This window comes from Arthrobacter sp. S39, from assembly GCF_004320525.1.
Classification (GTDB): Bacteria; Actinomycetota; Actinomycetes; order Actinomycetales; family Micrococcaceae; genus Arthrobacter.
This window is the reverse complement of record NZ_SIHX01000003.1, coordinates 552,392-572,120: the sequence shown is the minus strand read 5'-3', so window position 1 is coordinate 572,120 and position 19,729 is coordinate 552,392. Positions and strand designations below refer to the sequence as shown.

General features: G+C 59.8%; 10 protein-coding genes. 9 read left to right on the top strand and 1 reads right to left on the bottom strand.

Annotated elements, in window-relative coordinates; translation table 11 throughout:
* The 4 genes from EYS21_RS09050 to EYS21_RS09035 form a co-directional block, all read left to right on the top strand.
* Window positions 1-1,154 (top strand): amino acid permease (locus EYS21_RS09050; RefSeq protein ID WP_242633347.1); only part of this gene is annotated, 1,154 nt, incomplete at its 5' end.
* A 636-nt stretch (window positions 1,155-1,790) separates the two neighbouring features.
* Window positions 1,791-3,128, top strand: coding sequence for an SIR2 family protein (locus EYS21_RS09045; RefSeq protein WP_131132848.1), 1,338 nt, complete (start codon window positions 1,791-1,793; stop codon window positions 3,126-3,128).
* The gene (locus EYS21_RS09040) at window positions 3,125-3,691 is read left to right on the top strand and encodes a hypothetical protein (RefSeq protein ID WP_131132847.1); all 567 of its coding nucleotides are present in this window, start codon (window positions 3,125-3,127) and stop codon (window positions 3,689-3,691) included. Before EYS21_RS09045 ends, EYS21_RS09040 begins: the two co-directional genes overlap by 4 nt.
* A complete protein-coding gene (locus tag EYS21_RS09035; protein WP_131132846.1) occupies window positions 3,678-5,819 on the top strand; it encodes an ATP-binding protein in 2,142 nt (713 codons plus the stop codon). The genes EYS21_RS09040 and EYS21_RS09035 overlap by 14 nt, the downstream gene beginning before the upstream one ends.
* Before the next feature lie 507 nt (window positions 5,820-6,326).
* On the opposite strand, the gene EYS21_RS09030 is transcribed toward EYS21_RS09035, so the two are convergent.
* A complete protein-coding gene (locus tag EYS21_RS09030; RefSeq protein WP_131132845.1) occupies window positions 6,327-7,397 on the bottom strand; it encodes a DNA cytosine methyltransferase in 1,071 nt (356 codons plus the stop codon).
* Between the two features lie 469 nt (window positions 7,398-7,866).
* Here EYS21_RS09030 and EYS21_RS09025 point away from each other — a divergent pair, with 469 nt between their 5' ends.
* Genes EYS21_RS09025 through EYS21_RS09005 form a run of 5 tightly spaced genes read left to right on the top strand, consistent with a single transcriptional unit; the run spans window position 7,867 to window position 19,612 of the window.
* Window positions 7,867-10,692, top strand: coding sequence for a DUF1156 domain-containing protein (locus tag EYS21_RS09025; RefSeq protein ID WP_131132844.1), 2,826 nt, complete (start codon window positions 7,867-7,869; stop codon window positions 10,690-10,692).
* Window positions 10,693-10,702: 10 nt separating this feature from the next.
* On the top strand, window positions 10,703-14,095 hold the full coding sequence (locus EYS21_RS09020; RefSeq protein ID WP_131132843.1) for a Swt1 family HEPN domain-containing protein: 3,393 nt from the start codon (window positions 10,703-10,705) through the stop codon (window positions 14,093-14,095).
* Window positions 14,095-15,621, top strand: a complete 1,527-nt coding sequence (locus EYS21_RS09015) for an ATP-binding protein (protein WP_131132842.1) — start codon at window positions 14,095-14,097, stop codon at window positions 15,619-15,621. The genes EYS21_RS09020 and EYS21_RS09015 overlap by 1 nt, the downstream gene beginning before the upstream one ends.
* A complete protein-coding gene (locus EYS21_RS09010) occupies window positions 15,618-16,604 on the top strand; it encodes a PD-(D/E)XK motif protein (RefSeq protein ID WP_131132841.1) in 987 nt (328 codons plus the stop codon). Before EYS21_RS09015 ends, EYS21_RS09010 begins: the two co-directional genes overlap by 4 nt.
* The gene (locus tag EYS21_RS09005) at window positions 16,601-19,612 is read left to right on the top strand and encodes a Z1 domain-containing protein (protein WP_207307721.1); all 3,012 of its coding nucleotides are present in this window, start codon (window positions 16,601-16,603) and stop codon (window positions 19,610-19,612) included. The genes EYS21_RS09010 and EYS21_RS09005 overlap by 4 nt, the downstream gene beginning before the upstream one ends.
* The last annotated feature ends 117 nt before the right edge of the window (window positions 19,613-19,729 follow it).

Sequence of the window (19,729 nt, the reverse complement as noted above, 5' to 3'; positions counted from 1 at the left end):
GGCTGCAGCTTGTGGTGGTCATCGCGGCCGAAGCCCTCGGTGCGGCGGGCCTGCTGGCGACCATCTTCCCGGCCCTGCCGGTGTGGCTGATGGCGTTCGTGTTCATCGTGGTGCTCACCGCCGTGAATCTGACGAGTGTGAAGAACTTCGGCGAGTTCGAGTTCTGGTTCGCCCTGCTCAAGGTGGCAGCGATCGTCGGGTTCCTGCTGGTGGGCGCTGCCCTGCTGTTTGGTTGGCTGCCGGGCGTCCAGTCGCCGGGCCTGTCCAACTTCACCGGCGCCGGCTTCGCACCCGACGGTTTCGCCGGGATTGCCACGGCACTTTTCGTGGTGGCGTTCGCGTTCGGCGGCACCGAGATTGTCTCCGTGGCGGCAGCTGAGACCGCCGAGCCGGCCCGCAGCGTGAAGAAGGCGGTCCGCACGGTGCTGTGGCGCATCCTGGTCTTCTACATCGGTGCCATCTTCGTGATCGCGGCCGTGGTGCCGGTGGGTTCGGCGGGGCTGAAGAGCCCGTTCGCCGCAGTGCTGGACGCCGCGGGTATGCCCGGCGCTGCCACCGCCATCACCCTCGTGGCCGTCGCAGCTCTGCTCTCCGCCCTCAACGCCAACCTCTACGGCGCGTCACGGATGGCTTACTCCCTCGCCGAGCGGGGAGAAGCGCCGCGCTTCCTTGCGTCCGTGTCCAAGGCCCGGGTTCCGGTGGTCGCGGTCCTGGCCAGCGTCGCTTTCGGCGTTGTCACGGTGGTGCTGGAGCTGGCTTTCCCCGAGATGGTCCTTGGGGTCCTGCTCAACATTGTGGGCTCGACGTGCCTGCTGGTGTGGACGTCCGCGCTCCTCGCCCAGCTCGCGCTGCGCATCCGCGCCGACCGCGACGGAACGGAGCTTCCCCTGCGGATGCCCGGCTTCCCGTGGCTCACAGTGTTTGGTCTGGTCATCCTCGCAGCGATCTTCACGGTGGGCTTCATCGGCGAGGACTCCCGTCCCCAGCTCCTGAGCACCTTCGCGCTTGTGGCGCTGCTGGCGGTGGCGAACTGGCTCCATCATCGGTCCGGCAGGGTTGCGCCGGTGGTCGAGTCCTCGGATGGTGCCAAAGGACTCGGTTCTCATCGACTGACTCAGGCGCTGAACCAGTTCGTTGGTTCAGGGCAAGCGTAGGGCGCGTCCGGCTTTGGCCGGGCGCGCCCTTTGCCGCGTAGCCGTTCGCCGCAGTAACCACTCATATCGACGAAACATCGACATCAGGATGCTGCCACCGCGTCACTCGCCCCACGTAGAGGAGTGAAGACAGCCGCCCGCCGCGAGGAGGGCCTACCAGAGACATGCCCCGCCGCGGGCTTTCAAGACGGACTGCCCAGGGACCTGAACCAGTGGGCCCTGCAGAAAGTCATCGAATTGGAGATGAGGAACTGCCCTGACGGCCTGCCTTAGCCCATGCACCCGGGCCCGACGCGGCTTGGATCGAGCCGCGGGAGGACCCAATTCGCACCTTGGCAGGCTGGGCTGAATGTATTCAAGCAGTACTTGGCTTCGACTGGCTGGTAGTCGCCGTCTTGCGCAGGTATGAAGGGCCTGAATGGTGCTGCGGAGGGGTGAGTAGAACGCAGCGGCCGTTACCTGCGCCTTCCGCGAGGCCCGTTCGGTGGAGGAGGCTCAAAACCGGCGGGAGTCTCGTCGCCACGCGGGGAAGCCCCCCCGGGGGTCCTGGCGATCATGGACCATGTAGCCGGAGAGGCGCGAGCAGGCGCCGTCACGTCACGGTTTGCTGGTACTTGTAACCACTAGACTTGCGGCATGCCACACTCCCCGTCTCCGGTCACGGCCAACGTTCCGCCGTATGCAGTCGCGTTGGCAGCTAAAGCCATGTCTTCCGGCAAGATCGTGATTTACGCCGGTGCAGGCATTAGCTTGTCCCAGCCAACCAACCTCCCGACGGGCGCGGTTCTGGCACAAATAATCCATACGCGGCTCAAGGTAGCGTTCCCAGTTCTCGAGGACATTGACCCGCGTGACCTCGTTGCCGTTGCAGATGCCGTCGCTGCTCTTCCTGGCGGCGAAAACGCCCTCCGTCAAACCTCTGCCATAGCGGCCAACTTCAAGTCGGCGAAGCCCGGGTATGCTCACCGCGTCTTGGCGCATCTGATGCTCGAGGGAGTGATTGACGTCCTAACGACGAATTGGGACAACTGCATAGAGCGTGGAGCCGGTGAGGAGCGCCTGCCGACCGTCACTACCTACCGTGACCTAGCGGATATCTCCCCACCCTCGGTTCTCAAGATTCACGGCTGCGCCTCGCAGCCGAATTCATTGCTTGTGACTAGCGGTCACTTAGAGGATCCACCTCATTGGGTGCGAGAACAGACGCACGCAAGGCTCGGTAGTGCCGTCGTGGTGTTCGTTGGCATCGGGGACGTTGCAGGGTACGTGAAGCAGCGCATCGAGGAAGCGATCAACGAGGTCGGCGCTGTAGAGAACATTCGTGTCGTTACGCCAAACATCGAATCCGACTGGGACAACTCCCAGTGGAAGGCCGTCGCGCCCAATCTTCAGGATGATCATAAGATCGCGGCGACGGCCGACGTGTTCATGGAGCAGATCGCTTCGGCCTACATCATGGAGCGATTTAGCGAGCACAGTGCAGGCCTAGCATCTGACGAAGAACTCACCTCTGACCTAGATAAGGCAACAAAAGGGCTGTTCGAGTCTGACGCGTTGTCAGTACTCCAATGGGCGCGTGACGTCGATATCAACCCGCGGGTTGGCGAGGCCGTCCTTAAGAGTCCTGAGCTGGGTAAGGTCCTTATCGCTTTGGGGCGACTGGCGGGTACCTCAGTTAGGCTCGGCCACAATCACGTATTCGACACCGATCAGGGCCCTGTTGAGGTACTCGTCGCGACGCAGATGGTGCCGCCGCGGCGTCTCGTCGAAGTTGCGGAATTCCGGTTGCAGGCCCATGCGCACCAGGGTGAGCCTCATCCGCGTTTTGTCGTTGCTGGCGGAGTGGGGCCGATCCCGAAGCCCCGCTCCTTACCCAACAACATCATGGGTGAATCGGACGAACTGGACATTGTTGACGGGCCTCTTGCATTGGTGCCAGACATTACACATGCTGATGAGGTGATCGCGGCGTGAGTACCACATCATTGTCGAGTCGGTCCGACGACGAACTCCTCACTTTCACCAAAACCGTACTCTCTGAGCAGGGGTTCCAGGTCGAGACTACGGGAGAGGAGATCGAGCTGATTCTTGCGGAGAACAGCTATTTCGTCGTCGCTGTGGCCGCGATGAACACTATTCGCAACCTTATTTTGGCGGAACCTATTGTCTTCGAAGCTCTTTCTCAACGCATCGAGTCAATATCACTTGGACCTAAAAAGTGGGACACGTACCTCGTCCTACTCACCCAAGAGAAGTCGGCCGAAGATGACGCTGTTACTCGGGACCTTTACGCCATCAATCACGACACGTCACGTGTGCGCCGCATCGCCCACACTGGTGTCGACCCGACGCCAGAAGCGGTGAGACATGCTCTAGCACCCTTCATTGAGCCAGTGACCCTTTCGCCCACTGTCGCACACGCCGACGCGCTCGAGTCGCTTCTAGACACTCTCATCTCGCACGGCGTTGGCGAGGAGCTTGCGCACCGTGCCGTTACGGCTTTCGAACAGGGGGCATCTCTCGATGACGTTCTTTAGACCCACCATCGACCGACTGCGTATTGAAGCGTTTCGCGGTTTTCGCGACGCCCGTGAATTCGATCTGTCGGCCTCGGCAGTTGTTGTCACCGGTCCAAACGGCACTGGGAAGACGAGCTTCTTCGATGCCTTGCAGTGGGTCTTGCTCGGCAAGATCGAACGACTTGAAGTGCTGCGTTCCCGGCGCAACGCGGAGTACGTTGTGAATCAATACCGCATAGGTCGCAAGGCTTCGGTCGAGATGGACCTTAGTCTCGCGGCAGGACAAGTGCTGCTAAGACGTACTGGTGATCAAGGGGGAAGCACTCTTGAGCTCAGTCGACGGGGCGAGCCACCGATGTTTGGCGAAGACGCAGAAGCCGAGCTCCGCCGTATTCTGTTGCCCAACAGCGAACTGTCCCTCCAATCGGCGCTAACCACGTCCGGTCTGATGCAGCAAGACGTACTGCGTAGTGTGCTGGAAGCAAAGCCAACTGAGCGGTACCGGCAGTTGAGTACAGTGCTCGGACTTAGCGTGCTGGAGGACTTCGAGGATGCAACGAAGTCTGCTGCAAAGCAGGCGTCTGAGCGTGAGGAACAGGTCCGGAGTGAACATTCCAAGCTATCCGTCGCTCTAAAGCAAGCTCAGGACCGACTAGAGACAGCACAAGCAAAGTTGGCGAGTCGCCCCCAAATCGAAGCCGTGCGAGATGAGGTAATTGAGAGGCTACGAGCAACGCCCTCCGGGGTGTTCTTCAGCGACGCTGGCGTGAACCTGGAGCTGCTAGATGATGTTCGCCTCGCGGCGACAGCCTTCGGCCGTGCGGCTGACCAAGTAGATTCGGCGCACGCGCTCGTCCGCGGTGCGTTTCAGCTGCGCGAAGGCTTGGGGGAATCACCAACTTCTGACACGATCGATGCTCTCCGTGAGGAGGTAGAACGGTCGAAAGCAGCCAAGAATGCGGCCGAAGCCTTACGAGGAGCAGCGCAGTCTCAGCTGAACGCGGCACGGCTGACAGCTGCTGATGTGGCTAAGTTGGCTGCGCTTGCTATACCGATGCTTTCGGATGATTGTCCGGTTTGCCGCCAGCGTATCGACCGAAAGCACGTGGAGCGTGAACTAATTCAGCGGGCGGAGGCAACCGGAACGCTCCTCGAACTGGAGAACACTTTCATACAGCGCGCGAACGACTTCAGTGAGGCTTCAACTGCGGCCGCCGAGGCTTCGGACGCACTTGCTGCCGCGGAGCAGCAAGCTGAGCGCTGGCACGCGTCCAGCGCCGCAGTCCTGGCGGCCACCGGCGCCGTCGAAGCTCTCGCTGCGGAAATACCTTTCGTGAGATTCGATCACTACAATACGGACTTTTTTGGAGCGGTCGCTGGTCAAGTATCGGAATATCTCCGCGGAGCGCGTAGGATCCTGCATGACCTCTTAGAAACGCTTGACCGACAAAGTGACCAAAGCGCAATAGAGCGCGCCGTTGCAGAACGCACGAGCCTGCAGATGGCGCTTGCCGCCGCGGGTAAGCAACTCGCCACGGAAACTGCCCGCTGCCAGAAATTGAAGGCACTATTCGAGAAGACGCTTGAGGCCCGAGTTGTAGTCACTGAGGAGCGCTTAGGATCTATTCAGCCTTTGGTTGCGGACATATTCCGCAGGCTCGACCCACATCCAGCATTCAAAACTATTGAGTTCGAGTTAGACACCTACTATCGAAGGGGGACTACGAGCCCCATGGTCATTGACCAGGTGGAGGGCATCTCGGCGGAGCCGCTCTTGATCTTTTCGACCTCTCAGGCCAACATTGTCGCCTTGTCCTACTTCATCGCGATGAGCCTGTCGATGGAGGGGAACGGACTGCCATTCCTAATGCTTGATGACCCAGTCCAGTCAATGGATGACGTGAATGTGCTCGGTTTTGCTGACCTATGTAGGCACCTCAGAATGCGTCGACAGCTCATTGTGTCTACACATGAACGGCGCCTATCCGGGCTGCTCGAGCGAAAGCTTGCGCCGCGGGCCGAAGGCTCCCGAACGAAAATCATCAGGTTTACGGGGTGGGATCGCAGCGGTCCGACGGTCGATGAGCGAGACGTTGGTGGGCAGATGCTTGAGGACCCGATTCGGGTGCTCCGTCGAGCCATCTGATGGGCACATGCTGGCACGCGAGATTCGACTCCGCTGACGGTTCGAGATGTCGGCGTGTTCGAGTCATGCTACCCCCCCCAAAGCTGAGCGTGACGGCGAGGTTCGGCACATCGTAATGAGGTTTCGCACGCAAACACATTCGGCCGAACGGATTTAGTTTTAGTGGCGGAAATCGATCGGGAACGTCACATCGATCGTTCTATCTCACCGGCGACGGCACCGCGAGCGTATACCCAGAATGGCGTCCCCCGCCCGAGAACCTTAGCCCGCTGAACTACGAGTGATTCCTGGATTAGGGCCATTGAATCACCATATTGTTAGTTCGCTGGAATCAGCCGAGCGCCCTCTGATAGTCCTCCGCGGAGCAGTCAGCGGACGTCGACGAGGATCTTGTACGCGTCCCATGACGCGCAGAAAGTCGATTAACGAGGCCGTTTACGTTCGGCCTTGGCACTCGAGCGTTATCCGGATAAGCGAGTTCGCCCACACGCAGCTACGTGGCAGGCTTCATTGCGCCGCGTCGTGATCAGCAATCAGACTAGCCAAGTATCTAGCCAGTTCAATGGGCACTGCATTGCCAATCTGTCTGGCAATTGCGGTCTTGCTGCCGGCCCAAAGGTAGTCGTCCGGGAATCCCTGGAGCTTGGCGGCTTCACGGTGAGTGATCGCTCTATCTTCTTCCGGGTGGAGGTATCTCCCCTTTTCCGGTTTGAAGAACTCAGTCCGGATAGTAACAGATGGCTTCTTCCATCGAAGCCGTCCCATCACATCACCGGAGCCGGTCTTGTGTTTCTTCCAACAAGGGGCAAGCAAATCAAAGGGAATATCGAATCTATTTCCACCAGCCGGGATTGCCTTGAATCGCTCGAGGGAAAGTTGAGTGTAGTTGCGAGTCGTATGGAGCTGAGTCGTCTTATAGGGGCCTGCCATCGGCCGTCCCTCGAACTCGAAAGTGGATCGGGGGAAATCGACGACGTCCGTATTCGGGTCAATTCCTGCGAACGCCTGCTGGACCGTCCGATGGTTGTCGCGAAAAGGTCCCGCAGGATCCGGAACGCGGGGAAGCTCCCGCAAGCGACCAATCACGATTGTGCGGACCCTTGCCTGGAAAGAACCGAAGTCGGCGGCATTGAGTAGGTACGGCTGTAGAACGTACGCCTCCAAAGGGCCGCCCGGATGCGTGGACGTCTCGAACTCACTGAACTGTGGAGACGACAGGAATTGGCGGACGTTTTCCAAAACGAAGTACCTTGGCCTAGCCGCGATTATTGTCTCTGCATACTTCTTCCAGAGGAAGTTGCGCTCGTCGAGGACATCCTGCTTGCCGAGCCCGGAAAACCCCTGGCACGGAGGTCCACCGATGATGACGTCTGCTTCAGGGACGCTGCCTTCAGCCAGCCAATCCTCGATGCCACCCGCGTACATGCGATCTGCCGTGTGGTTGAGCGAGTACGTCGCCGCGGCGTACTTGTCGTGCTCGACGGCGACTAACGTTTTGTAACGTCCTGTGGACTCAAATCCCTGGGTCATTCCGCCAGCTCCGGCAAAGAGATCGATCAGGCGAAGGGGTCTAGTCATGGCTACGATTCTAGCCGGCCGGTCAGACATCATTTTTCACCGCGCCGTCCGCCGCGCGACAGGCCCGCTCTCGTCGCCGAAATATTGGTTGGCAGAGACGACCGGTCGCTCGGGATGAGGGGTGCGTGAAGTCGCTAGGCGATAGCCTCCGAAGTTGGCGAGCACCTGCGCTGGCCTGAGTTCTGCAAACGGATCGTGGCGATGGACCTGTGGTCATGCGGAGCCAGCCCGGGCCATCCGGATGCGACGTGCCTGCCGTCGAACATCCCGGAGCCTAAAATGCTCGACGACACGGATTGGGGGGCCCTGAGTGGTCACAATCACGGGAGAAAAAACTGCCCCCTCGAGTCGCTGCTCCGTTGGCAGCCCACAGTGGCGTCTATCGTACGATTCTAAGAGAAGATGGACGGGCGCCATGTGTAAGCGGGCGGCAGCGGGTGCCTCACGGCGAAACGACTTTTGGGATGGCATGGCGAAGAAGAAGCTTATTGAAGTTGCACTACCCCTTGATGCGATCAACAAGCAATCGGCTCGGGAGAAATCCATTCGACACGGGCACCCCTCGACGATGCATCTTTGGTGGGCCCGCAGGCCCCTGGCGACTGCCAGAGCTGTGCTGTTCGCCCAGCTCGTCGACGATCCGAGCGAGAATGCCAGCGAGTACCGTGAGGAGGGCATGCGTCGCGAAGAGCTTGACGTCAATGCCTACGTCGAGCGACGCGTCTCCGCCGAGCGGGCGCGCTTGTTCGCTTTGATCGAGAGAATGGTCGACTGGGACAACCTCAATGACACGGCGTTATTCAAACAAGTACGTGCCGAAATCATGAGGTCAACGGATGGAAAACCGCCAGCCATCTTCGATCCATTCGCCGGCGGTGGCACCATTCCGCTCGAGGCTCAACGTCTGGGGCTCCAATCCCATGCCAGCGATCTCAATCCTGTCGCTGTGCTCATCAACAAGGCTCTCATAGAGATTCCGCCGAAGTTCGCCAACCACGCTCCTGTGTTCCCTGGAAGCGCCGCTAGTAGAATGCTCGACTGGGCTGGGGCGACCGGCCTAGCCGAAGATGTGCGGCGATACGGCGAGTGGATGCGTGATGAGGCCGAAAAGCGCATCGGGCACATGTATCCTCAGGCAACGCTCGAGAATGGCGCCACGGCGACCGTGATCGCCTGGATCTGGGGCCGCACCGTCACCTGTCCGAATCCGGCTTGCGGTATCGAGACGCCGCTCGTTCGCTCGTGGTGGCTGGGTAAGAAAAAAGGCAAGGAAGCTTACATCGTGCCGTCTGTTGTAGACGGGAAGGTTGACTTCGCGATCGGTCATGACCCGAAGCGTGCGCCGACGAAGGTCGACGACGGAACGATGTCTGGCCGTGCGGGTGGGGTGTGCGTGTCTTGCAATACAGCGGTCCCGGTCCCCTATATCAAATGCGAGGGCAAAGAAGGCCGGCTGGGTGCCAGGCTCATGGCTACGGTCGCTGAAGGGACCCGGAAACGGATTTACCTATCTCCTACGTCCGAGCACGAGGAGGCAGCATTGGTTGACGCACCGGGCGATGTGCCAACCCAGAAACTAGGGATCGACCCACGCAATATCTGGACTCCTTCCTACGGGCTGGACACGTTCGCATCGCTCTTCACAAACAGGCAGCTGACCGCGCTTGCGACGTTCAGTGACCTAGTGGGCGAGGCGCGCGCGCGCGTACTCCAAGACGCGCTTGCCACTGGGATGGCCGAGGGCTCACGCCTCGAAGCGGGGGGAAGCGACGCGGCGGCCTATGCCGACGCCGTTGCCATTTATCTCGGGTTCGTTGTGTCGCGACTGACTGACTACTCATCTGCGGTGACGACATGGGCAAGCAACGCGCAGATGGAAATCCTTCGGAACGTTTTCGCCCGTCAGGCTATTCCGATGGCGTGGGACTTTGCCGAAGGCAATCCGTTGGCAGGCTCGTCGGGCGGCCTGGACATTATGATCCGAGCGGTAACGCGTGCCGTCGAGAAAGTGCCTGCTCAGGGTCTTGGCCTTGCCGAGCAGCGTGACGCCGCCAACACTGACTACACAGGTATGGTCATTTCGACGGACCCGCCCTACTACGACAACATAGCGTACTCGGATTTGTCAGATTTCTTCTATATTTGGCTCCGACGTTCTCTTCGTGAAGTAATGCCGCAGTTGCTTTCCACGATGCTCGTGCCGAAAGCGGATGAACTGGTCGCTAATCCGTACCGCCATGGTGGCGTGAACGGGGCAAGAGAGTTTTTCGAAGTCGGATTCGAGAGAGTCTTCGAGCGCGCGCGTGAAACTGCATCCGAGCACTATCCGATGACCGTTTATTATGCTTTCAAACAGTCAGAACTTGAGGCCGAGGGTCTTGCCTCTACTGGCTGGGAAACGATCTTGGGTGGTATGATCCACGCTGGCTGGACGATTTCCGGAACGTGGCCAGTCCGCTCAGAACGTAGCGGTCGAATGATAAGCATCGGCACGAATGCCCTCGCTTCGTCCATAGTCCTGGTCCTCCGACCGCGGCCCGAGGATGCGCCGATCATTGATCGTCGGGGACTTCTCGTCGAGCTGCGTTCGACGTTGCCGGAGTCGTTGCGTGTCCTTCAGCAGGGCAGCATCGCACCGGTGGACTTGGCCCAGGCGGCTATCGGGCCGGGGATGGCGATTTTCTCAAAGTACGCCCAGGTTCTCGAGCCGAACGGCCAGGCTATGAGCGTGCGGGATGCTCTCAGACAGATCAATGCGATTCTAGACGAGGTTCTCGCCGAGCAGGAAGGCGACTTCGACGGAGACACCCGCTGGTGCCTTGCGTGGTTCGAGACGCACGCGTTCGAGGTGGCCGCCTATGGTGAGGCCGAGACACTCGCGAACGCTAAGAATGCGTCAGTCGCTGCCCTGGCCCGTGCGGGTGTTATCTCCAGCGGTGGCGGCAAAGTCAAGCTCCTCGACCCTGCCGACCTGCCGGATGACTACGATCCGCGCCTCGATGACCGAATCTCGTTGTGGGAGGTCGTGTTGTATCTGGCCAAAGCGCTCGATGAGAAGGGTCTCGACGCGGCCGGTCGCCTACTGGCCGGAGCGGAGGCGCGTGGGCTGGACATGTCGGCGGCCCACGAGTTGGCCTACCGTCTATACTCCATCAGTGATAAGTGCGGCCTCACCAAGCCCGGCATTTTATTCAATACGCTCGGCGTGTCGTGGCCGGAAGTCCGGGCCGCTGCAAACGCTACGACTTCCGCACATCCGGTCGCTGAGCAGTTCGACTTCGAATCGCTGGCCTGAAAGGTAGACGATGGCTCTCTCCAACATTGACCGTGTCGGCGCCAGCCTTGACATCCTGGCTTCAGCGCTCGAACCATTTATCGAGCGTGTGCTGGCACCACAATTGCCCCAGGGGATCAAGGACTGGACGCATGTCCTTGCGGCCAAGGACGGCGTGCCAGGCAAGCCATATTCCCGGAGCGATCCACAGGTGCAGCTTCGTGTGGTCACGGAGCCGCTCGGCAGTTTGGGGTACCCGTTTAACGCTGTGCTGTCGCGGGGGGAACAGAATCTTGCCAGTGAACTCCGCGGTGTGCGTGACAACTGGGCCCATCGCAAGCCGTTCGGTGCCGACGACACGTACCGAGCGCTCGACACTATGGAACGATTGTTGCGTGCGATCGGTTCGGCAGGGCCCGCCGATGAAGTCCGGAAGTCCCGTCTCGACGTGCAGCGGGCCACCTATGCGGAAGAGACCCGGCGGGACAAGCGTGCGGCGTCGCGGATGCCGGAACTCGGATCTGCAGAACTCACGCCTTGGCGTGAGGTATTGAAGCCGCACGCCGACATCGCCTCCAACGATTTCGCACGCGCCGAGTTCGCTGCCGACCTGCACCAAGTGTCCACTGGGGCTGAGGCTTCCGCCGACTACAACGACCCGGTCGAGTTCTTCGCCCGAACGTATCTCACTGACGGGCTTAAGACCCTCCTCACGTTGGCGGTGAAACGGATGGGGGGCGATCTCAACGCCGCTCCGGTCATCAACCTCCAGACTACATTCGGTGGAGGTAAGACTCACTCGATGCTCGCCGTCTGGCACCTGTTCGGCGAACGGCAGCTGACCGACTATCCCCAGGGCGTGCAGACCTTGCTGGGAGATCTCGACACGACCGTGCTGAAGCGCCCGATCAAACGCGTGGCCATCGTGGGCAACGAGCTCTCACCCGGGCAAGCATGGGTGAAGAAGTCCGACGGTACGATTATTCATACCATTTGGGGGGAGCTAGCATGGCAGCTCGGTGGGGCCGAGGGGTATGCCATGGTGGCAGTTGCCGATCAAACGGGCACGAACCCCGGTGCCGCACTGCGCGACCTCATCGCGCGCTACTCGCCTGCACTTATCCTCATTGACGAGTGGGTGGCATACGCCCGCGGACTTTACGGCGACGGCTCGCCGCTCGTCGGCGGAACCTTCGAGACGCAGTTCACCTTCGCCCAGCTGCTGACCGAAGCGGTCAAGGCGGTACCCGGGGCGCTGTTGCTTGTTTCCATTCCGGCCTCCGATGTGCGCCGCGACGACGAGGGGCCTGCCGCCTCCGATTTGGAAGTCGGCGGCGCCAACGGGCGTGCGGCCCTGGAACGACTGCAAAACGTCGTCTCGCGTATCGCGCAGAACTGGACACCGGCGTCGAGTACGGAATCATTCGAAATCGTCAAGCGGCGCCTTTTCCAAGAGCCGGACGCCGATGCGCAGCGTAAAATCGACGCGACTGTCGAGCGGTTCTTCGATTACTACATCAAGAACTTCGGCGAATTGCCGAGCGAGACAAAGGACCTCGAATACAAGGCGCGCCTCCGGGCAGCGTTCCCCATTCATCCGGAGCTGTTCGACCGGCTGTATGGTGATTGGTCGACGCTCGAAAGGTTCCAGAGGACCCGTGGTGTGCTTCGTCTCATGAGTGCAGTGGTTCATGCGCTCTATTCCGCCGGCGATGATTCACCTCTCATCATGCCGGGCTCCATGCCGCTCGATTCCGCAGCCGTACGCGACGAGATCACCGGTTATCTCGACGACGCATGGAAAGCGATCATCGACAAGGACGTCGACGGCGCGCAGGCCACGTCGGTGCAAATCGACAGGGAAAAGCCACTCTTCGGTGGAAGGGCGTTGACCCGTCGTATCGCCCGTGCGACATTCATGGGATCGGCAGCGACACTGCATACGCAGCACAAGGGAATTGAACGCAAGCGCGTGTTCCTCGGCGTGGCCATGCCTGGCGACACGATCGGCAACTTCGGCTCGGCCATGTCGCTCCTCGGAGACCGCTCCACGCACCTTTACGCAGACAAAGACCGGTATTGGTTCGATCGGCAGCCATCCCTCAACCGCAAGGTCACCGAACGCGCCGAATCGTATGCTGACACCGACGTCTGGGCCGCCGTCGTTGACCGAATTCGCTCCACAGAACCAAACCGCACACCGGAGTTCCCGGAGGTGATCTTCGCGCCGATCGACACTGTCGACGTGACGGAATCGGACCGAGTGCGGCTCGTCATCGCCCACCCACGTTACGCCCATGAAAGCAGGGGCAAAGACTCAGCTGCCCGTGCCTACACGGAGGAACTCGTGGCACGGAGGGGAACGACTCCGCGCCTCGACGCGAACACGGTGATTGTGCTCGCCGCCGATAGTGCCCGGTGGCTCGAGCTGGACTCTGCGGTGCGCCAGCACCTGGCATGGACCGACATCATGCGCGACAAAGATGTCCTTGACCTCACCCAGGGTCAGGTCGCCGAGGTTGGACGCAGGATCGATGCGTTGAATCGGACCGTGGGCCAGCGCATTCGCGAGACCTGGATCTGGACTCTGTATCCAGAGCAGCAGGAAGGTAGCCAGCCGTTCCGCATCGCGGTTGCCAAAGCAGACGGTGCAACCGAGTCGATATCGCGGCACGTCGGTGAACGGCTGCGCAAGACGGACGTAGTTATTGTTCAGTCGTCGCCCCAGTCGATCTTGCTCGAACTCCGGAACCACCTGCGCAGCAAATGGAACGAGGGCCGGATCTTGGTGGGCGATCTGTGGGAGTACCATACCCGATACCCGTATCTGGCCCGCTTCCGCGACAAGCAGGTGCTACTGGATGCGATTTCGGCTGTGTTCGAAGACGTGGCGTGGGAAGCAGTGGGCTTCGCCCTGGCCGATGGGTACGATGCCGAAACTGGCAACTTCGCTGGACTGCGTCTCCCGCTGTCGGACCAACCACCCACTGTCATCTCAGACTCGATGCTGCTCGTAAGCCCGGCGCTGGCGCGCGATCAGCGGAAGCGCGAGGACGAGCAAAAGGCAGCCCTCTCTGGCGTCAACGGTACGATCGCAGCACCTTCCGGACCGAGGCTGGCCGAGGCTGACGCTCTACCGGACCCCATCACTACGACAATCCGTCCTGGCGGGCCGCCGGCCGTTACCCACGCGCGCTACTCCGGCGCAATCGATGTGAAGCCCGATGGCGACATAGCAGCCCAGCTAAAGGCCCTCGCTGAGGAATTGCTGGTGCACCTGCAGTCAGCGGAGCCGGATACGTTCGAGATAAGGCTCGTCATCGATGCCGACAAACGGGCAGGATTCTCCGAAGGCGTAGTGCGCACAGTTCGTGAGAACGGGACGAATCTGGGACTGAGCACCAACCGGTTCAGAGCTATCTGATGGATGGTAGGGAACCGCGCGTTACCCGGATTCGTGACGTGCCCCCAGACGCGTCAATTACGGCCGCAGTGGGCCGTCACCACACATTCGAGACGGCGGTGGCCGACTTGGTGGACAACAGTATCGACGCTACGGCCACCCGCATTTTGTTGCGATTTCTTGAGCGAAACGGTGAGATAGTTGGCCTCCGTGTGATCGATAACGGCCGCGGCATGGATGCAGCGTTGATTGATGACGCTATGACTTTTGCACGCAAACGCACGTACGGCGAAGATGAACAGGGACATTTCGGGCTGGGTCTCAAAGCAGCCTCATTCAGTCAGGCCGACATTTTGCGCGTGTACTCCCGACGCATCGGTGCCTTACCCGCTGGACGTGTTATCGAGGCATCGGCACCTACGAGGGTTTCCGACTTGAACGGCGCCGATGTCGATGACTTCATGAATTCCACGCGTACCGATTTCTCCATGCTGAGCGGAACAGTCGTCGAATGGGGGGAGCCACGTACATTTCTCACCAGTGTGGATCCCTCAGACCGCTCCCGTTGGCTCGACGAACGAGTCAGCTCCGTGATGTCGCATCTGGGCATCGTGTTTCACCGCAAGATATCCAGCCAGGACGTCGAGATCACCGTGGATGTCTTCGACCTTGATTATAATGAGTCCGGCGTGCCGCGTACCGTTGCCGCCATAGATCCGTTCGGGTATGAGCCGCTCACTAATGACTCCTTCCCGGCCGTGTTGAGGATTGAGCTGGACGGTGTCTCGGTCTATGGGACGGCTCATATCTGGCCAGCGACGCAGTCCGGACGACCCGCATACCGCTTGGGCGGTCGGCCGGGGTCGTTAGCGCAGGGTTTTTACTTCTACCGGGCCGACCGTCTGCTGCAGATCGGCGGGTGGAATTCACTCGCAGTCAACAAGCCCGAGCTCGAGTATGCGCGTATTGCCATCGATCTCACAGACGCATTCAAACCTCATGTCACCATAAATCCGGAGAAGGCTGGTCTGGAACTGGATTCAGACCTTAAACAGGCGTTGCTCCATTCTGCCATCGGCCAGCGTGACCTAACTTTGGCGGAATTCATGGCTGCCGCGGCAGGTGCGCGCCGCGAGTCGCGCAAATACACCAAACGGCCCGTGGAATTAGTCGAGCCTGCGCGAGGCTTCGGCTCTGACATGATCGATGCTTTTGAGGCTACGGTCGAGTTTCACAGCGCCGAACCGATCAATATCCGCTGGCGGGTCGATTTCTTGGAAACACCGATACACGTGGATTTGGAGAATCGCACTATTTGGCTCAACGAACAATACCGGGACATCATCGCTGGTCCCCGAAGCATGGATGCTGACGATGCTCCCTTCGTGAAGACGCTGCTGTTGCTTGTGTACTCCAAATACTTCGAGGGCGCACATCTTGGTTCACGGGAGAAGACCGAACTTGCCGCGTGGGAGCAGTTGTTGACGGCAGCGCTGCGCGACGAAATCGCGCGTGAGGCAACAAAAATGGGGGGCCAAGATCAATGAATGAACCGTCGAATGCGCGGAACCACTTGACACCTGACACGGTGGAAGACTATTTTTCGGCCGGGGTGGAGGCCGCCTTTTCGCTCAGCAATAAAGTTGATGCCGTACTGGAAGTCGATCCACGGCATCAGGAAATGCGGCTGATCAGTCCGGCCTCTGGCGCGGATCCGGACGTTGCCGCATACGAACGTATCGGCGTAGAGCGCATCGGAATAATCGGCAAACCCGGAGACTGGTTTCGATTGGTAGTCGACGCGACACGAATGCACTATGAGGCCTACATCCTCATTGAGTCTATAGTTGACCAGCTGGAGAGCGGTGCGTCCTTCCGACATGCGGTTTCCGAATCCCTGTCCGGCCTCAAGGGGCTGCTTGCCGGCCGCCGCCGAATGTCCGAGGAGAAGGAGACCGGACTCATAGGGGAGCTACTGATCCTTGGGCACGCGATCGGGCTCCAGGATGAAGACGCCGCGGTGGGCGCATGGATCGGGCCGCGTTCAGAGGAGCACGACTTCGGATTCGAAGACTTCGACGCCGAGGTGAAGACAACACGGTCGGAGGGTCGCAGCCACATCATCGGTAGCGACTCCCAGCTTCAACCGGCACCCGGACGGCCGCTGTACCTAGTGTCCGTCCAGATCACGCTAGCGGGTGTTGCCGCGGCGGGATTTACATTACCGGAGCTCATCGCGACTACACGTGACCGGCTTGACCGGTCCCGCCGCGTTTTCGACATCGCGTTGCAGGGGCTCGGATGGGCCGACGCAGATGCCGATTTGTACCGGGATAAATTCCAACTCCGTTCCACACCTCGCGCGTACCTGGTCGATCCGGACTTTCCCGCCATAACCGGTCCGCGGCTTGACCAGGTGGTCCCGCAGCGAGGCCTTGTCAGCGCCGTCTCATATCGTATCGATGTAAGTCATTTGCCTTTCACAGCGCCGCCGGCGCCACTCAACAACTTCTGTGAGGAACTGTCGTGAGCCATTTCGAACCAGAGATCGAAACCGCTATTCGTGCCGCATTCGACGGCATGAGGGAAGTTGGCCCCGCAAAGCTGCTGTCGCGGGTGAATGTGTGGCTGGACGACGTGGATCTGACTGCAACCGAAGAGAATGTGGTTTCCGCCATTGCGAACGGCGACGGCAATGCCTCGGCGCGCAAAGCAGCGCATATGTGTTTGGCTAAGTGGGATTCACAGCCCGAAGCGGCATGGTCGGGAGAGACGGAACCGCAGACAGCACAGCGTCGGGTACTGATCTACGACAGGCTCGGATTGGGCACGGGAAGCCGTGAGGCACTCGATGAAATGTTCCCGAGTGTGGCGCAACGGGACATCGTAATCGCCAATCCCGGGCCGTGGGACCCTTGGTACACCACCGAACGTAAGGCTGCGCACGACTTCTATTGGAAGGCATATAGCGGTGTCCTGGAAGCAGCGAATTGGGAGCCGGAGGCGATCGCAAACCTCGATGTTTCGACGTCCGACATCGTCGGTCGACTCGCCGATCCCGCCGGCGAATCGTCCTACCAGTCAAAGGGCCTGGTAGTTGGCTACGTTCAGAGTGGCAAGACGGCGAACTTCACCGGGATCGCCGCGAAGGCCATCGACGCTGGCTACCGACTGGTAATAGTGCTGACAGGCACCATCGAATTGCTGCGAGGACAAACGCAACGTCGACTCGACCGCGAGTTGGTCGGTGAGGAGAACATCCTAGGAGGGCGTGACCGGAATGATCCGGACGCGGTGCGCGGTCTCGACTACATCGGAGATGGCGATGCCGACTGGATTGATGGGAAGTTTCTCCACCACGGCATAGACATCAATTCGCAACAGAACATTCCCGCGATCAAGCGCCTTACCACGGCGGTCGGGGACTATAAAGCACTGAAAGCAGGACTGGACACCCTCGATTTCCGGCGTGCCGGGGAGCTCAAAGACCCCCATAAGCCCCTATACGACCCGATCAACCTTTTCAATACCGACGTTCGTCTCGCGGTCGTAAAGAAAAATAAGACAGTTCTGGAAAAGCTGCTCCGCGACCTTCACGACGTGCACGCGTCGTTGAAGGAGATTCCCGTGCTCATCATTGATGATGAGGCGGATCAGGCTTCTGTGAATACCACCAATCCGAACAGGAAAAGGACGCGGGACGACAAGGAGCGGACTGCCATCAACAAGCTGATCTCGCAGATCCTTCGCGAAATGCCGCGCGCTCAGTACATCGGGTACACAGCGACGCCGTTTGCCAACGTCTTCGTATCGCCCGACGATTCTGCGGACATCTTCCCTAGTGACTTCATCGTGGCACTGGAACCCGCTCCTACATACATGGGCGGTAAACAGTTCCACGATCTGGATCCCCTACCCGAAGACGAGCCAATCACTGCATCCAATTCGAATGAAGTAGCGCACGTGCGAAGCCTCCTGGCGGTGAGCGACGAGGCTGAACGAGAAGAGATCCTTAATGCGCTGGATTCCTTCGTCCTCTCGGGAGCAATCAAACTGTGGCGTGCAGAAAAAGACCCGAAACTCCAGTTCCGGCACCACACCATGCTCGCACACGAATCAGTGCAACAGGCTGAACATAAAGCTCTCGCCGATTTGATTCGTGATGTGTGGATGACGGCCCAATTCAACACACCTGTGGGCCTTTCGCGCATGCGAAGTCTCTACATCAATGACTATTCGAAGGTGTATAAATCTCGCGCAGACTGGGGAACGACTATGCCCGGAGACTTCGACGAACTCAAGAAGCACATCGGTGCGGCCATCGACCTCATCCTAGTTGCCGCGGATCCCGTCGTGATCGTCAACGGCTCGCGAGAGAGCGACTACAAGGCCATGGACTTTGCAACGGGACGATATTGGCGCGTTATGGTCGGCGGTGCAAAGCTGAGCCGGGGATTCACCGTCGAAGGGCTCACGGTCTCCTACTATAGGAGGCGGGCCAACGCTGCGGACACGCTGATGCAAATGGGACGTTGGTTTGGCTACCGTCCTGGATACCGGGATCTGGTCCGTCTCTACATCGCCCGTGACATTGTCGACGCCCGTGGCAAGACCTACGATCTGTATGACGCATTTACGGCCATAATCCAGGACGAGGAGTCGTTCCGCGCGCAACTGCGCACGTTTTCCAAACTCGATGACCTGGGAAGGCCGGAGGTCAGACCAATTGACGTGCCGCCGCTCGTGTTTCAACAACTTCCGTGGCTCAAACCGACAGGGGCCAACAAAATGTACAACGCGGTACTCGACTTCGAGGGCGATGGCGGCGAGCTTCGTGACTTCCCACGCCAGGCGGACAGAAGTGACGGGTCCTCCAACGCAGCGCATTTCGAGTCAGTTCGTGGGTGGCTTGACCGACTCGGCGAACCGATCGAGTTCGAGTACGTCGACAGACAACGCGCTGGCCAGCCGAAGACCAAAACCTTTGAGTCGCGAGTGGCGATTATTCCTGCCGCCGAAGTGTACGCCGCGTTGGAGGCGTTTAGCTGGACGAAGGGCTATTCCTTCGCTCCGACCCTTCGCTTCATGCAGCAGGCTATGGATCGAGGCGAACTGGTCGATTGGGCTATCTTGGTACCCATGCTTAAGGGGATCCTTACGCGCGATGTCGATGGCGAATCGATTCAGCTGCTCAGCAGGACACGGCGTAGTGATCGCGGCGGGTTTTCCGGAAGCTCCTTCCGTCAGCGAGCGGCCGTTGAGCACATCGCGGGTAATCGCAGCGCCGCGGGCGGTTCGGAAGCCTCTAGACTTCATACGCCAACCCGCGGCGCCCTGCTACTGACTTTTGCCGCCGACCCTGAGTCGGACCTGAAGGAAGATCGGGAGCCGAACGCCTTGACAGATCCAATACACGTCAGGGACGTGGCAACGCTTTTCTCGCTGGCTGTCCCCTATGCCTCAGCGCCGAGGGGAAGGATCGGATTCCGTGTTCTTGACGCGTCAAAGGAGAACTCAGCGATTATCGACGCCACGTGATTGCGATCGGCATGTGTTAGTGAAGTGAATCTCGGCATTTGCTTGCCCCCTTGTCTGGGGCACACTGATCGTGATCGCGACACCTCGACCAACGGTGCTTTGTGGGGGCTGCTAGCC

Excerpts from the sequence above, each read along its gene's own strand:
- EYS21_RS09020 (WP_131132843.1), top strand. The coding sequence starts at position 10,703 with ATGGCTCTCTCCAACATTGACCGTGTCGGCGCCAGCCTTGACATCCTG.
- EYS21_RS09045 (WP_131132848.1), top strand. The coding sequence starts at position 1,791 with ATGCCACACTCCCCGTCTCCGGTCACGGCCAACGTTCCGCCGTATGCA.
- EYS21_RS09015 (WP_131132842.1), top strand. The coding sequence starts at position 14,095 with ATGGATGGTAGGGAACCGCGCGTTACCCGGATTCGTGACGTGCCCCCA.
- EYS21_RS09030 (WP_131132845.1), bottom strand. The coding sequence starts at position 7,397 with ATGACTAGACCCCTTCGCCTGATCGATCTCTTTGCCGGAGCTGGCGGA.
- EYS21_RS09010 (WP_131132841.1), top strand. The coding sequence starts at position 15,618 with ATGAATGAACCGTCGAATGCGCGGAACCACTTGACACCTGACACGGTG.
- EYS21_RS09035 (WP_131132846.1), top strand. The coding sequence starts at position 3,678 with ATGACGTTCTTTAGACCCACCATCGACCGACTGCGTATTGAAGCGTTT.
- EYS21_RS09025 (WP_131132844.1), top strand. The coding sequence starts at position 7,867 with ATGGCGAAGAAGAAGCTTATTGAAGTTGCACTACCCCTTGATGCGATC.